Source organism: Vibrio chagasii (genome assembly GCA_041879415.1).
In the GTDB taxonomy this organism is placed as follows: Bacteria; Pseudomonadota; Gammaproteobacteria; order Enterobacterales; family Vibrionaceae; genus Vibrio.
The window spans coordinates 1,684,508-1,700,158 of the sequence record CP090852.1 but is presented as its reverse complement, the minus strand read 5'-3'; the positions used below and the strand labels follow the sequence as shown (position 1 = coordinate 1,700,158).

Genomic DNA, 15,651 nt, shown 5'->3' with positions numbered 1-15,651 from the left:
CGCTCTATAAGCCGGTTCTAAACCTTTCGACATACTGCTTTGGAGTCAAGCCACGGTGCTTTTTGAACATCCGCGTAAAGCTTGCCACGTTGGTATAGCCGAGGCGTCTCGCCACCTCTTCAACCGGCAATGAATAACTCAGCAACTCAACGGCAACGTTACTCAATGCGTAACCCATAATAGTTGAAAAGTTAACCCCTAATTTGTGCAGTCGTCGCTGAAACTGCTGCTCAGATAAACCAAGTAAGCTCGACACCTTATTCAACGTTGGTAAGCCAAAATGGCGACTATAGTTGATCATTTCATAGGTCACCTTATGTTCATCACCTGCGTCTGGCATGTTGAGATAGTTGTCTAAATCATGGAAATTCATCGCTAAACTCATTTTCCCTTCTGACGGCGAGTGATTCATAGATAACCTAGATTTACTCGGTATCCATACTTCAGTTCTCGGTTGTCCCCACTGAATATTGCAACCAAAGTACTCGTGATAAAGCTCAGTATTTTCTCGATGTCCGGCAATAGAAACCGCAGAAGGCACGAAATCAGGCCCGAGATAACGCCTTAATATTTTCATCATAAAGATCGCAACACGTACTGAATCGTGTACCTTGCCAGTCTCGGAGTATTCAGGGTTGTCATAACACCACTTAATCAAGTTACCCACTTGCGCCCCATATAAGAAAGCACCCGACTGCAAACAATGCAGCCCGATGTTAACGCGTCGAATGGTCGAAGCTAGGTCATGTCCGGAGAAAAACCAGTTAGCAAGTGGGCCTAACTTTTCGATATCGACTCTATCAGCAAGCTTTAAGATGATGTCTGGATCATCCGTTTTCTGCTCAAGTAAGCTATACCATTTGTCCACTTCATTGACCGGAATTAGGTTCATAGCGTTAGCAAATACCGATTCGGGAATACCTAAAGAATCCATATCTAGCTCACGATTAACCGCTGCGTACTGATATATACCTAAAATTCCTAATGCTCTTAAGAAGTTACAATTATTCATTCGTCGCAAACCCCAGCCAACACAATTACAGATCACCTCATATAAGTGCCATTATTAAAGTAATTAGTAAATTTGCAACCTATAAATCTGATATCAATCACACTCAGCGCTCAATTTAACCTAGGGTATATCAATGAGTTTAGTAAGTGTCCCATTTGTTGGAACTGGCGCTGACACAGTGCTACATGTGGTTGCAGGTGTTGTACTCGTCGCAACGATCGCAGCTGCATGTTACGGGTTCTGGCGTGTCCATGAACTACCGATCAACAAGGCTCACAGTAAAGAGCATCAACAACTTGGTTTGATCACCGCACTCACTTGGATTGGCTTTATATGGCACTGGGTGTGGGTACTCGCCGTCATTTTGGCATTCGTTGATATGGAAAAAGCAATCATCAACCTTAGGGATACATGGAAAGCCCCCGCAACACCGAAAGAAACCAGTAACGCTGATAACAAAGACGAGGAGAAGCAAGCATGTTAGAAGGCTTAGCTATTTGGGCACTGTTCATTTATTTACTGAGGCTGATTGGCATGCCTTGGAATAAAGGGACGAAAGCCTTTGCGTACCTTGGTGGTACTTCTTGGTTGCTGTTTGTGTGGGTCGGACTGATTAACTTTACGCCGATGGACCTCTCAGGTGGTTCCGTCGTTCAATCGCCACATATTCAATTGCGTCCAGATTCAACTAATGTGACGGGAAAAACCACGAAAGTTCATATTCACCCAAACCAAGACGTAGCTGAAGGTCAGTTGATCTATGAGATTGACGACACCAAATATGTGATCGCTCGAGATAAGGCGAAGGTTCAACTTGAGTCAGCAGAGGTAGCGTTAGACACAGCTCGCCAAGAAGTCACCATTGCAAAAGTCAGCTACCAATCAGCGCTTGAAGACATCAAAGCTTCGATAGCACAAATTGAATCAGCAAAGACCGACTTAGTTTTGCAGTCTAAGACACTGGATCGTTATCAAAAACAAAACAGTGTGGTTGAACACACCATTACGGAGTCTGACATCGACCAACAAACCGCAAAGGTGGACTTAGCAACACACAACGTCACTACGCTTGAATCTCAGTTGAGTAAAAAAGAGGTAGATGCAGAGAACGCCAAATTAAACATTCACAAAGCCGAAACCAATGTAAGTAAGAAACAAACCGAGGTCGACTCTGCAAAAGCCACGTTGGCACAAGCACAGTGGGACTTGAATAGCACGAAAGTAACGGCGCCATCAGATGGCTTTGTTACCAACTTTATTCTTCGTGAAGGGCAACGTGTTTCGATGATGCCTCGTATACAAATGTATACCGAAGAGAAATACGTGTTAATGAGAGTAAACCACCAAGCGATTCGCAACATCAAAGTCGGTCAGCCTGCGGAGTTCGCAACAGCGGTATACCCGGGGAAAATCTTCTCTGCGACAGTTGAAGGAATTGTGGAAGCAACGGGTGAGGCACAAGCCAGCTTATTAGGCATCGATGAACAGGTTCGAGTAACCACAGGTCGAAACCTTCAGAACAAGCACCACTTCGTTCGCTTGAAGATTGATGAAACAGAAGGTTACGACATCCCTGTTGGCTCAGTAGGTCTTGCTTGGGTTAGTGGTGAGAAGCCAATTAGCTTTATGGCCTTCCTCGATGTTATTCGTGGCATCATCATCAGAATGAAGTCTCAGCTGTACTTCTTCTACTCTATCTAACCACCTTTATGGATTAGAAATACCAAGCCCGAGTGATCATTGATCACTCGGGCTTTTCGTTTCTTGAATACAAATCAATAAGCTTAACTCAGAAAGAAGAGCCAACAGCTTGAACTCCCCCTACTATTTGCCGCAAGTCAACACCAATTCGCAAAATGCACTTGCATTACGCAAAAAGCCAATTTCAAAATGCTAAGAAGGCGCTTAAATACGCACCAAATTGCTATCAAACAGCCGATAATCAAGGTTATTAGAGTTGGCACACTAACTGCAATGTATTCAGTGACCCTTCTTAAGCCGAGGGTCACCTAGCCAACTGACGTTGTTAGTGAACCTATACTTGTTCACAAAATATATAAGCCAATCGCGGTTATTGCGATTGGCTATTTTTTTACCTATCGTTTACCAAGCTTGCATTTCCTGTATACAGACAACCATTCATAATAATAACAATCAACATTCATACTCAACCTACACCTTGTTAGCCACCAACAAGTGATAGAAAACGTTTTCTATTAATTTCTATGAAATAATTCATAAAAATAACCTTATGTTTTATATGAAAATTTGAGCCAAAACTGGTTTTAACGACTGACTATTGACAAATTTAGCATTGACTATGTGATTTATATCACCATAATGCGCACGTTTGCCTGCAATATGGCGACCGTTAATTTTAATTTTGATCATTTGCGGAGGTTAAAAAATGGCTGCTGATAATAACTACAGTCTAGGGCCGGTTCCAACATCGGCTAGGAAAGGAGTTGCTTCACTCACCATGGTAATGCTTGGACTCACTTTCTTCTCTGCAAGTATGTGGACAGGTGGTTCACTCGGGACAGGCCTTTCATTCAACGATTTCTTCCTCGCCGTTCTCATCGGTAACCTAATTCTCGGTATTTACACTTCTTTTCTTGGCTACATCGGCTCATCTACTGGCCTCTCAACTCACCTCCTAGCTCGTTTCTCTTTCGGTACCAAAGGCTCATGGCTTCCTTCAGCCCTACTTGGCGGCACACAAGTCGGTTGGTTTGGCGTAGGTGTGGCTATGTTTGCAATTCCGGTACAAAAAGCGACAGGTATCGATACCAACACACTAATCATCGTATCGGGCTTGTTAATGACAGGTACAGTGTACTTCGGCATCAAGGCGCTAATGGTACTTTCAGCGGTTGCCGTTCCTGCTATCGCAATTCTAGGCGGTTACTCTGTGCTGACAGCGGTAGACAGCGTAGGTGGTTTAGAACAGCTACAGCTTATCAAGCCAGAAACACCAATGGACTTCTCTGTTGCGCTAGCGATGGTTGTGGGTTCATTTGTTAGTGCAGGTACATTAACGGCTGACTTCGTGCGCTTCGGTAAGAAACCAGCAAGTGCGGTACTCATTACTATGGTCGCATTTTTCATCGGTAACTCACTGATGTTCATCTTCGGCGCAGCCGGTGCTGCTGCTACAGGCCAAGCTGATATTTCTGATGTCATGATCGCACAAGGTCTTCTACTTCCGGCGATTATTGTACTAGGTTTAAACATCTGGACGACTAACGAAAACGCACTTTACGCATCAGGTCTAGGCTTCTCAAACATCACCGGTCGCTCAAGTACTACAATGTCTATCATCAACGGCATTATCGGTACCATTTTCGCACTTTGGTTATACAACAACTTCGTTGGCTGGCTAACGTTCCTTTCGCTAGCGATTCCACCAATTGGCGGCGTAATCATCGCTGACTTCTTCGCGAACCGTAAGCGTTACAAAGATTTTGCAAATGCGGAGTTCCAAACCGTTAACTGGGCTGGCATTATCGCGGTTGCAACAGGCGTAGCAGCAGGTCACTTCCTTCCTGGCGTTGTTCCATTGAACGCAGTATTAGGCGGTGCTATCAGTTACCTAGTGCTAAACCCTCTATTGAATAAAAAAGCTCTGAAATCTCAGGCCGCTTAAGGACACACTATGACAACCTTATTAATCAAGAACGCAAAACTTCAAGGCCAAGAAGGCTTGAAACAGATTCTGATTGAAAATGGTCAATTTTCTCGCATTCTCGATAATGACGCGCAAATCAACCATCAGGGCGAAACTCTTGATGCACAAGGCGGCATTGCGGTTTCTCCTTTCTGTGAACCGCACATTCACCTAGACACAACTCAGACAGCTGGTGAGCCTAACTGGAATATCTCTGGTACCTTGTTTGAAGGTATTGAGCGTTGGGCTGAGCGTAAAGAACTGCTTTCAATTGAAGATGTTAAGTCACGTGCGAAGCAAACTTTGAAATGGCAAATTGCCAACGGTGTACAACACGTTCGTACTCACGTAGACGTGTCTGATCCAACGTTAGTCGCGCTAAAAGCGATGGTTGAAGTGCGTGAAGAGATGAAAGAATGGGTCGATATCCAAATCGTCGCATTCCCTCAAGAAGGCATTCTTTCTTATCCGAACGGCAAAGAACTTCTAGAAGAAGCGGTAAAGATCGGTGCTGATGTTATCGGTGCTATTCCTCACTTTGAGTTCACTCGTGAATACGGTGTTGAATCTTTACACTATGTATTTGAACTTGCACGTAAATACGACTGCTTGATTGACGTTCACTGTGATGAAATCGATGACGAGCAATCTCGTTTTGTTGAGACACTTGCAGCCCTAGCTCACAAGTTCGAAATGGGTGAAAAGGTAACAGCAAGCCATACAACAGCAATGGGCTCTTACAATGGTGCTTACGCATCTCGCCTATTCCGCCTGTTGAAAATGTCTGGCATCAACTTCGTTGCAAACCCATTAGTGAACATTCACTTACAAGGTCGTTTCGATGATTACCCGAAACGTCGCGGCGTAACTCGCGTTAAAGAGATGCTAGCTGCCAACATAAACGTTTGTTTTGGCCACGATGATGTCTTTGACCCATGGTACCCACTAGGCACAGCAAATATGCTTCAAGTACTGCATATGGGCCTGCATGTAACTCAAGTGATGGGCTACGACCAAATCAACAACTCGCTTGATTTGATTAGCAAAAACTCTGCTCGCACACTGAATATTCAAGACAACTACGGTATCGAAGAAGGTAAACCTGGTAGCCTACTGATTCTTCCTGCTGAAAACGGTTTTGATGCAGTGCGTCGTCAAGTGCCTGTGCAGTACTCAGTACGTCACGGTAAAGTGATCGCAGAGACACAACCAGCGAAGACCAAAATTAATCTAGATAAAACGGAAGATGTAAGCTTTAAACGCTAATATCGTCTATAATTATTATCGAATAAAAGGAAGCTGAGATGCTTCCTTTTGTTGTGTTGTGCGAAGCGATAAAACTATCACTAATTCAGTGTGTTTTTTGTGGATTCGCACGGTATGACAAAAAAAACACTGATTTCGCAATCAATGTGTGTACATCTCGAAAGACTGTGTTAACATGCACTCGCTCTGTTAGCCGGAGTTATTTAAGTTAGATGAATAGTAAAAAATTGACATGTAAAATCGTTACCCGTTTTTGTAAGTAGTTTTTCCTTATTTCTTAGCAATATTAAATAATTCAATTATCAGCGCATTGCATTGAATGCAATCAACAATTTAGAAAATTTATGAATAAGGGACAAATTATGTCTAACACAAATACTGGCACTGTAAAATGGTTTAACGAAGAGAAAGGTTTCGGCTTCATTTCTCAAGACAACGGCGGCGCTGACGTATTCGTACACTTCCGTGCTATCGTTTCTGAAGGTTTCAAAACTCTGAAAGAAGGCCAAAAGGTTTCTTTCGAAGTTGAAAACGGTCAAAAAGGCCTACAAGCAGCAAACGTTGTTGCTCAATAATTAGCATTTAGCTAAAAAGAATTTTAAAGCGCTGATTTTTATCGGCGCTTTTTTGTATCTGTCGAAAAGTTTCTGCCCCCTCCTACTGCTGAGCACTCCCTCTACCCCACGCTTAAATCACTCGCTGCTCTAACAAACGCACTCACTTTGGCTCACCCACTTAAAGCGTCATTTCTCCAAATCCTTGCCTAGCTTCAGTACTGACATCTACATCGCTGTTGCAAAGTGAATAACTCAAAATTTGGTTAAAGAACAATCCATTAGATCGCCGTTATAAGTACGCAATCGATATTCATAATAAAAATGAGTAATTTATCCAACCCTCATCCATTAATTATATAATTTTTAAAGCAAAGCTCCTCGAAATCCGCTAACCTTGTCCACAAGTGGCTTTAGTTGGTTTGATATCTGCAGTAAAAATAATGAACAAAGACGAATTTCAGAAATCCACCGCTAATCTAAAGAAAGCGGTGCCTCTTATGATGAAGAACAGGGTGTCGACCACACCTGCAAATTACGCCCTTTGGTACACCTATGTCGATAATGCGATTCCGCAACTGACTAAAGAGATGGATGGCGTGCTGGAGCATTATGGCATCTGCCCTCCGGCTGTTGGTGAACAGCTTTACAACAATTACGTTGCCAGCAAATCAGAAACCAATATCAATGATCTACGCGCTAACTTAGAGCTATTGGTATCTGAAGTATCAAATTCTATGAATGATACGCTAACGGATACGTCGGCTTTCTCGGATATGATCGATAAAAGCTTTGAAGATCTGTCTCGCGTTGAAAATGAAAGCCTCTCTATCGACGAGGTGATGTCTCTAGTACGTCAGCTTGTTTCTGAGTCTCGAAACATCCGTCATTCAACTCAATTCCTGAATTCTCAGCTCAACTCAGCGACCTCTGAAATCTCTAAGCTCAAAAGCCAGCTTGTTGAAGTACAGAAAGACGCACTGTTTGACAGCACCACCACCCTATACAACCGTCGCTCTTTCGACCGCGATTTAGAAACGCTCTGCGAAGCGAACCAGTCTCTTTGTTTGATTCTCCTCGACATCGACCATTTTAAGAACTTCAACGACACCTATGGTCACCTGTTTGGCGACATGGTTCTTAAAGGCATCGCTCGTAAACTCAAGCTAAGTTGCCGTGAAGGCATTTCTGCTTATCGCTTTGGCGGTGAAGAATTTGCACTGATTGTGCCGAATAAATCAGTACGCATCGCACGCCAACTGGCTGACACTAACCGTCGTTCGTTAGAGAAGCTATCGATTAAAGACCGTCGCAGTGGTGAACAAGTCGGAAATATTACCGCTTCTTTCGGTGTGGCTGAACTTGAACCTGGAGAGTCACCGCATTCATTAATTGAGCGCGCAGATAAGTTGCTTTACGAAGCCAAAACACTTGGCCGTAATCGCGTTATGCCTCTTTAAAGGCAATCATTCGCTTGGCGATTGAGCCAAATACGCGTGGTGAATACTAATTAAAACTAGAAAGCCCCAAAGGCGTTACCTTTGGGGCTTTTTGTTTACTGTGTTCTTGTCTCTGAGAACTGAGAACTAGGATTTAAATTTGGAAACAGTAGTTAAGGCAGTAATCTTCACCACTTTTTGCTCTAAATTCTTTATCTTCACTGCACGCCTTCGGCTTACCCTTTTCATCACCTTTAACTAGGCTGATCCAGTGGCGCATAGCCGCAATAGTTTCTTGGTGTAAAGTCGTATTCGTCGACTCAGTTGGAGCTTGACCGAATGTCGTGCACGATTCCAGTTGGATATCATCAATCTCTACCAACTCAATGCAACCAGTACCTTTGTGACAACCAAACATCACTTCTAAGTGGCTTCCGCTACCATCACGGAACAAGATTGAATCAGGGTCGCTCTTCTCACCCATGTAGGCTACAAAGTGCTTAGGGTGTTTTAGGCCGCTATGCTGTCCGTCTTTGAAGTAAGCCATGATATGACGGTAATCGACTACGTAGCTCGTTACGTCTTGGTGAGAGCCATGCTCAAGAGGAAATAGACGGTCAAGCAGTTGCTTTGCTTTCACTTGCTTCTCATTTTGCTGGTTTGCACTGATTGTCTCCACGGCAAAGACAGCTTCAGCGATAAATGGCTTTGATTGTTTTTGGATTTCTGTTTTATCGAATGTAAGCATATTCATAGTCTTTCCCTCTTGACTAGTCCGGTGAAAACCACCGATTTTTAACGCAAAAATGTGTCCTAGAGCAATTATTCCAAACGAACGTTTAATTTATTTATCGTTTTGTGAATTACTTAGTTTGTAGATTAGCGCTTTTTTACATACAATTTCACAACAAAAATTTTACAATGTGAATTTTACAAATATGGCCTTGTCAAAAAGTTTAGTTCGTCAGTCACATTTCCTAGGTACCAAGATACGTAACCTTAGGAAGCGTAACCATTTAACGATGGAAGATCTGTCTGCGCGTTGTATTAGAATCAACCCAGAGTATGCGCCTTCCGTTTCTTACCTCTCTATGATCGAACGTGGAAAGCGAGTGCCAAGCATCGATATGCTTGAAGTCATTGCTCAGGTCTTCCAAAAGAGCCCTACATGGTTTCTTGACGATGAATCAGAACAGCAGGCCATTGCTCCCGACAAAGGTAATCGAGGCGGGATTAGCGGTATGGCTCTTGAGCCTAGCTTCCTTTTCTCTAACGACATCCTGCAAATCGCGATACCAGAGATGTTGTCGCAAACAGGTATCTCTGGGCGCCAATTCGCACATCTATTGATTAGGGCCCACCAAGAGAGCCATCAGAACCACTTCCCTGACCTTGAGCGGGCAGCTGAAGAGGTAGGTCTAAAACGACTCAACCTCAGCATAGAAGACCTAATAGACATCGCTAGAAGCCTCGGAATCAATATCCGCTGGGTAACACGCACACCGCAAGACGTAGTCGATGAACTTGGAATCAACGCCAAACAGTTGGTAACGTCCTTCTTTGAACCGCCTGGTACCATCTTCTTAAATGAAATCCTCAAGGAGTATCCAACGCGTTTGAAATACGACTTGTCGGTGTACATCGGCCATTGCATTTTGCATAGCAAAGAAGGGTTAAAGAGTGTGTTGTCCGTTGGTAATAACAACACCTGGGACGACAACCAAGTGTCAGGCTCCTCCCAACTCAACTCTCAAGATATTTTGCAAGCATGGCGAGATTTTGAATCTAGCTTTTTTGCTGGAGCGCTGCTGTGCCCTAAAGTTCCATTCAGACAGTTGCTTGACCGTACCGGTTACGAAATCGACGTTCACAAAAGAGCAGGGGTTTCCCCCTCTGTTGCGATGCGTCGAATGACGGTAGTATCGCCCTACCCTCACTGGCACTACTTTGATGCTTACGGACCGGGGAAACTCAAGGCTGTATACCGCGGGAACGGGATTCCACTGCCTTGGGGAAATATGAGAACGGTGGCCGACCCATGTCAACATTGGGCAGTGTTCCGTCGATTATCTGAGCCCCGTGCGGGTAGCTCGGCTCAAATCTCCATTTTGAATGTGGGAGATGAGCCAAGAATCTACTGTTGTGAATCCATCAATATGACGGATCCAGCGGGTAACAATCGCGTATTGTGTGCAGGCATAGACCTCAACCCTGCGATTGATGCCCAAGGCGGTAATTCAAGAGAAATAGCAGAGCAGCTTAAGGCTTCATGCGTTAATAATGGCGGCTCTGTAGCTATCCCACGTAACATCAAGAAAGATCTCACGACAATAGCCAAGATTCTAAATATAAATTGGATTGAACGTGGGATTGAAACAGAGGCGAGGCTTATCTGCTCCAGAGGCGGAGAGTGCCCACGCCAACCAAGCTGTTATTCAAAGTGCGGTGAGTGATAATAGCGAAACCAGTGGAGCATGGATCTTAGCATTCATGCTCTGCTTGTTTTGCTTAGCAAAGTTGAGCTAATTAGGGTTAATGAATAATTCGGTCTGCTTGGTTTTGGAAGATAATAAGAAGTAAAACAAAAATAGAACCTAAAATTCAGGCAAAAAAAACCAATCACAAAAGGGTGATTGGTCATATATTTTGTGTGAACAATAAAGGTTCACTAACAACGTCAGTTGGCTAGGTGACCCTCGGCTTAAGAAGGGTCACCTTTAACAATGCAGCATACGTGCCAACTTTTAAATCACCTATTTACTACGCATCTGGACACGTATTAGCCGTAAATTCCTGTTTGTTTTGCAAACTGGAATTGCAAATTGCAAATAACAACAAAAACGCTAGTGATTATGTTGTTATTAAACAATCATTAAAAATTGACTACCATTGAGTCAAATCACTATTTTTTAGTTTATTCAATAGGTTTAGCCTCCACCAGCTCTCTCCTTTTCAGAACATCACGCATAAAAAAACGCGAACATTGATGATCAATATTCGCGTTTATTCGGTTCTACACAGACTGGAAACGTTTCCTAGAAACAACGCTCAGCTTAGCGCCCTACCCTCAGTTCATATAGTGCTAGTTTTACTTTTGAGGTGCTGGCTTCGAGCGAGAACGAGACGGTTTATTTGTTGATGGCTTGTTTGATGACTTACCCGGTCCGTAACTACCACCGTATCCAGACTTCTTCGCCTTGCCAGAGCCTGTCGGCTTACCTTGATTGTTTTTTGAACCTGAACGACTCTGTGAACCTGACTTACTTTGTGAATTCGAGTGGTTCGAAGCTGGCTTCTTACCTGTATTCCCACGCTTGAAGTTACTGCCATTGTTTCTTACTGACTTCTCTTCACCCGCAGCAGTTGAACCGTTTTCAGCAGGCTTCCTAGCGCGTGTAGGTTTACGTTTTGGCGCAGAACCTGTACCTGGAACATGGCGCTTGTTCTTGCCTGCAGGCTTATGACCGCGAGCATTATCACCCGAGCGTTGACCATCCACATGTTCACGTGGTTGTTTCGCTTTCTTCGGCTTTTTAGGCTTGATTGGGCGAGTATCCAAACGAGACTCAGGCAGCTTATTAACTGGCGAGAAACCTTCCAGCTCGCGACGCTCTAACACTTGCTGGATCAGACGCTCAATTCCGAAAAGCTCACCAACTTCATCTGCACAAACCAATGAAATTGCTTTACCGACTTCACCAGCACGTCCTGTACGACCAATGCGGTGTACATAGTCTTCTGATACGTGTGGAAGGTCGAAGTTAACCACTTGAGGTAATTGTGGGATATCAATACCACGAGCCGCGATATCAGTTGCAACCAATACTCGAACCTTACCCGTTTTGAAGTTCTCTAACGCTTTGGTACGAGCGCCCTGGCTCTTGTTACCATGTATAGGTGCAGCAGTAATGCCTTGTTCATCTAGGAAACGAGCCAGTTTATTAGCACCGTGCTTAGTTTTGCTAAATACCAACACCTGACGCCAATCATTGTCTTTGATCAGCTTCGCAAGCATTGGGCTCTTTCTCTTCTTATCGACTGGGTAGATGCTCTGTTCAACCGTTTTCGCCGTCGAGTTTGCAGGGCTTACTGAGATTTCAACCGGGTTATTAACCAAGCCTTTCGCTAGGCTGCGGATGTCATCAGAGAAGGTTGCAGAGAACAGTAGGTTCTGACGTTTCTTAGGCAAGAAAGCCAAGATCTTACGAATATCGCGGATGAAACCCATGTCTAGCATACGGTCCGCTTCATCTAGGACTAGGATCTCAAGTTGATCGAAGCGCACAGCATTTTGGTTGTATAGATCAAGCAAGCGACCCGGTGTTGCCACCAGCACATCACTGCCTTTACGCAGTTTTTGCATCTGAGGGTTAATTTTTACGCCACCGAATACAACACTCGAAGTCAAAGGTAGATTGATACCGTACTTAACAACACTGCCATTCACCTGTGCAGCAAGTTCACGAGTCGGTGTTAATACTAATGCGCGCACTTGGTTCTGACGAACACGAGGGCCTTTTGATAGCAATTCAAGAATAGGTAGCGTGAAGCCAGCAGTTTTACCTGTCCCTGTTTGAGCAGCGGCCATTACATCTTTGCCCGTCAGGACAGCTGGCACGGCTTTCTCTTGGATTGGTGATGGCTTATCGTAACCTTGTGCTTCAATAGCTTTAAGGATTGGTTCTGAAAGGCCAAGGGAGGTAAAACTCATAGATTATTTTCTCAGTTGAATAACATTTAGTACGAGCGACAAATGATAAAAGGGTGCCGCTGCAGCTTTTGCTGATCAAATCATTGATACGGAGCAAAGCGCGGTATTCTGAGGCTTTTCCCCACATTCAGCAACTAAATTCTAATCGCAACTAAGATTATCTCTAGGTTATCTGACGCTTCTGGTCGTACATTTTTTCATCAGCGGCTTTCAAGAGACCATCGACATCACTGTAGCTGTCGTTATAAATCACCCAACCGACGCTGATTCTGAGATAAATTGAGTGCGCCTCGTAAACAACGGGCGTTTCGCAGATTGCATCTTGTAGTTTTTTGGTAATCGATGCCACATGTTGCTCATCAATAATACGCGGTAGCAGAACCAAGAACTCATCCCCGCCAATTCGTGCGACAATATCAGAAGTACGTAGCTTACCCTTAACTCGCTTTGCGCACTCAACTAACACCTTGTCACCCGCTGCATGCCCGTAGGTGTCGTTGATCGCCTTAAAACCATCGAGATCGATGTTCACTACTGCAAAGGTTTTCGTTGGCTGTTTCTGTACGGTTCTGAATGCTTGCTTAAGGCTATACATAAAGTAACGGCGGTTTGGCAGCATCGTTAGCTCGTCATGCATAGAGCGGCTATCAGCAATCCGATATAGGCGATAAATCGCAATAAAGGCAATCGCAAGCATCAACATTATGGTGTAGCCCACGAGCCTAACAGCTTGAATTCGATACCAAGGTACATCCATTAGCACATGTTCATTACCCGATAGTGCTAAGTACCATCCCCCGTAAGGAAAGTTAACCTGTTCGGTAGTAAAGGCATTGCTAAACACCTCTTGCGTCCCATAGAACACCTCACCATCTTTACCGGCACTGTTTGTACCGCGAATGGCTAAGTTATATTTGTTTTCAATTTTGCCAACACCTACATCTTCTAACAGTGCATCTAGGTCGATAACCGCGCTCGATACGCCCCAATAGTTTTGGTTAAAAGGAGGATCTCTAAAGATAGGGGTTCTTGTTATTAAGGCTTGCCCACCTTGGAACAGATCAAAAGGACCCGCAATAAAGGTGTTACCTATGTTGCGAGCGATCTCAACCGACTCCCATTGAACTGGATGGTCTCGATAGTCAATACCTAAGATTTGTTCGTTGCCTTCCAGTGGATAAACAAAATTAAGTACATCGTTCTCAGCCAAGCCGATTAAGCGAATGTGGAAGCCATCTCGAATGATGTTCTGAGCAATCTGGTCCCAACCTTTTTGGTCTCCATTAGGATTGATCGTCACAAGTGTTGAGAAGTTATTGAGAATATACATGTCTGACACGATCGTCGCTTCTATGCGAGATCGAATAATGGAGAGCTGCTTTTTGGCGACCGAATACGATTCATTTTTAAGAAAGGTCAATTGCTTGGCGTGAAAATGCTCAATTGCACTCACGACAACAAAGAAGAATAACAACGATAATACTTTGGCAGGCCACTGCTTGCTAAAACGACTTGGCATTCGAGAACCTCTAACACTATTGTTCTGTTTACTGCCTTTAATCGGCTCATTTCTGGCTTGTTTTTTCAGTATGCCGACAAGCGATTAAAAATCCATACTTTAAGTCTGGTCTACATTCATTATTGAGTCATTCATCACTCATAACCAGTTAACTACACTGATTACTCAATCAAAAAACCTAAATGAACCTTATAAAGCTTACATTGTATTGACCCAAACCTTACATTAAAGGATTCATCAGTGTTATTTTATACTCACGATTAATCAGCTTGGTACTTTACTCATATGAAGTTAAAAACTCTCACTCTGTGCACCTTGTTATCAACTTCTGTTGCCATTGCGTTCCACGCACAAGCTTCCTCTGAAACAAACGGGGCGGTTGACGTACAAGAGAACCATAACGCAACAAGCGTACCAGCTGTTCAATCGCAAGCTGAATCTCTCTACTCTCAAGAACAATCTTTCAAACAATCAGCCGACTTGATTCGTCAGACCTATGAAAACCAGCTTTACACGCTTCCGGCCTTTAAAGAGGGGCATTACGGACTGCGCATGTATCGTCAAACATTAGATGATAAATACGCAGCAGCGGTATGGAGCGATATGGCTCGCGTGGCAAGTAAGCTCAGCAGCCTGTCTAATGACGTCCATACCATGGAGCAGATCGTTCTCTATTCAGAAAAACGAGTGGCTTCTTATGTCGGCGACGACGATGAGCGTAGTGTACGACGTTACAACATTACCAAACATATGCCCGAGTACCTCTACCTTGGCGTAGACCTTCTTGGCTCCATGGCCCGTGCCAATGAATACGGTTTAGAGCATAAGAACGACGCCAAACTCCGCGAAATCATTCGTCGCTATGACTTTTCTCGGTATGTCACCAATGAAGACATGGTGAAAGCGTGGGCTGCTCAGCTCGCTAATCAGGTTTATTGGCTGCGCCAACTGGGTGAGCAAGATGTCGTTGATGAGTTCGTCGAAACCTTTAAAAAAGCGTACCCTGACGACAAAGATAAAAAGCTCTCTAGCCAACAGTTTGGCAATAAGATTTACGGCATGACACACGTCATCTTCGGTGATTCTGAGTACTATCAACATCAAGTCAGCGAACAAGAACACCAATGGATCTACGATTACTTTAGAGAGAACATCGATACTATCCTGCTGCGTGCGAAAGAAGATGTTATTGCCGAGGTTGGCTTAACCTTCCTATTGGCAGGCCTTGAAGATGATCCAGTGGTAGAGAAGACTCGACTTGCTATCCAATCCTCGATTGATAAGAAGCGCGGCATGATCCCTTCAATCACCGGTGATTTTGATCTTGAATACGGAGAGCACCGCAACGTATTGGCAATCATGTTGCTTGACTGGCAACAGGTGAATGAAGCACCAACCTTCAAAGGAAACCCAAAGGTATTTAAAACGATTCCTTACGGGCTTGTTGAGAATAAATAGAACACTTAAGCCAAACAACAAAAAC

Annotated in this window: 12 protein-coding genes; 8 read left to right on the top strand and 4 right to left on the bottom strand. The window is 44.0% G+C overall.

The window, feature by feature from the left end:
- Positions 1-4: 4 nt before the first annotated feature.
- On the bottom strand, positions 5-1,012 hold the full coding sequence (locus L0991_21505; GenBank protein ID XGB64592.1) for an AraC family transcriptional regulator: 1,008 nt from the start codon (positions 1,010-1,012) through the stop codon (positions 5-7).
- Positions 1,013-1,145: 133 nt separating this feature from the next.
- Here L0991_21505 and L0991_21500 point away from each other — a divergent pair, with 133 nt between their 5' ends.
- The 6 genes from L0991_21500 (at position 1,146) to L0991_21475 (ending at position 7,959) form a co-directional block, all read left to right on the top strand.
- Complete coding sequence (locus L0991_21500; GenBank protein XGB64591.1) at positions 1,146-1,496, top strand: MFS transporter; 351 nt, start codon at positions 1,146-1,148, stop codon at positions 1,494-1,496.
- The gene (locus tag L0991_21495) at positions 1,490-2,713 is read left to right on the top strand and encodes a biotin/lipoyl-binding protein (protein ID XGB64590.1); all 1,224 of its coding nucleotides are present in this window, start codon (positions 1,490-1,492) and stop codon (positions 2,711-2,713) included. The genes L0991_21500 and L0991_21495 overlap by 7 nt, the downstream gene beginning before the upstream one ends.
- A 706-nt stretch (positions 2,714-3,419) precedes the next feature.
- On the top strand, positions 3,420-4,658 hold the full coding sequence (gene codB / locus L0991_21490) for a cytosine permease (GenBank protein XGB64589.1): 1,239 nt from the start codon (positions 3,420-3,422) through the stop codon (positions 4,656-4,658).
- A 9-nt stretch (positions 4,659-4,667) separates the two neighbouring features.
- The gene (locus L0991_21485; protein XGB64588.1) at positions 4,668-5,945 is read left to right on the top strand and encodes a cytosine deaminase; all 1,278 of its coding nucleotides are present in this window, start codon (positions 4,668-4,670) and stop codon (positions 5,943-5,945) included.
- Positions 5,946-6,307: 362 nt separating this feature from the next.
- Positions 6,308-6,520, top strand: coding sequence for a cold-shock protein (locus tag L0991_21480; protein XGB64587.1), 213 nt, complete (start codon positions 6,308-6,310; stop codon positions 6,518-6,520).
- A 422-nt stretch (positions 6,521-6,942) separates the two neighbouring features.
- Complete coding sequence (locus L0991_21475; protein XGB64586.1) at positions 6,943-7,959, top strand: GGDEF domain-containing protein; 1,017 nt, start codon at positions 6,943-6,945, stop codon at positions 7,957-7,959.
- A gap of 133 nt (positions 7,960-8,092) precedes the next feature.
- On the opposite strand, the gene L0991_21470 is transcribed toward L0991_21475, so the two are convergent.
- Positions 8,093-8,692 carry a hypothetical protein gene (locus tag L0991_21470; GenBank protein ID XGB64585.1) on the bottom strand — a complete coding sequence of 200 codons (600 nt, stop codon included), beginning with the start codon at positions 8,690-8,692 and terminating at the stop codon, positions 8,093-8,095.
- 268 nt (positions 8,693-8,960) lie between these two features.
- Between L0991_21470 and L0991_21465 the strand changes: the two genes are divergently transcribed.
- On the top strand, positions 8,961-10,391 hold the full coding sequence (locus tag L0991_21465) for a DUF3612 domain-containing protein (protein ID XGB65434.1): 1,431 nt from the start codon (positions 8,961-8,963) through the stop codon (positions 10,389-10,391).
- Positions 10,392-11,026: 635 nt separating this feature from the next.
- On the opposite strand, the gene L0991_21460 is transcribed toward L0991_21465, so the two are convergent.
- On the bottom strand, positions 11,027-12,649 hold the full coding sequence (locus L0991_21460; protein ID XGB64584.1) for a DEAD/DEAH box helicase: 1,623 nt from the start codon (positions 12,647-12,649) through the stop codon (positions 11,027-11,029).
- Between the two features lie 163 nt (positions 12,650-12,812).
- Positions 12,813-14,168: a sensor domain-containing diguanylate cyclase gene (locus L0991_21455; protein ID XGB64583.1), complete on the bottom strand. Its 1,356-nt coding sequence runs from the start codon at positions 14,166-14,168 to the stop codon at positions 12,813-12,815.
- A gap of 285 nt (positions 14,169-14,453) precedes the next feature.
- On the opposite strand from L0991_21455, the gene L0991_21450 reads away from it, so the two are divergent.
- Positions 14,454-15,626, top strand: coding sequence for a DUF3541 domain-containing protein (locus L0991_21450; protein XGB64582.1), 1,173 nt, complete (start codon positions 14,454-14,456; stop codon positions 15,624-15,626).
- The last annotated feature ends 25 nt before the right edge of the window (positions 15,627-15,651 follow it).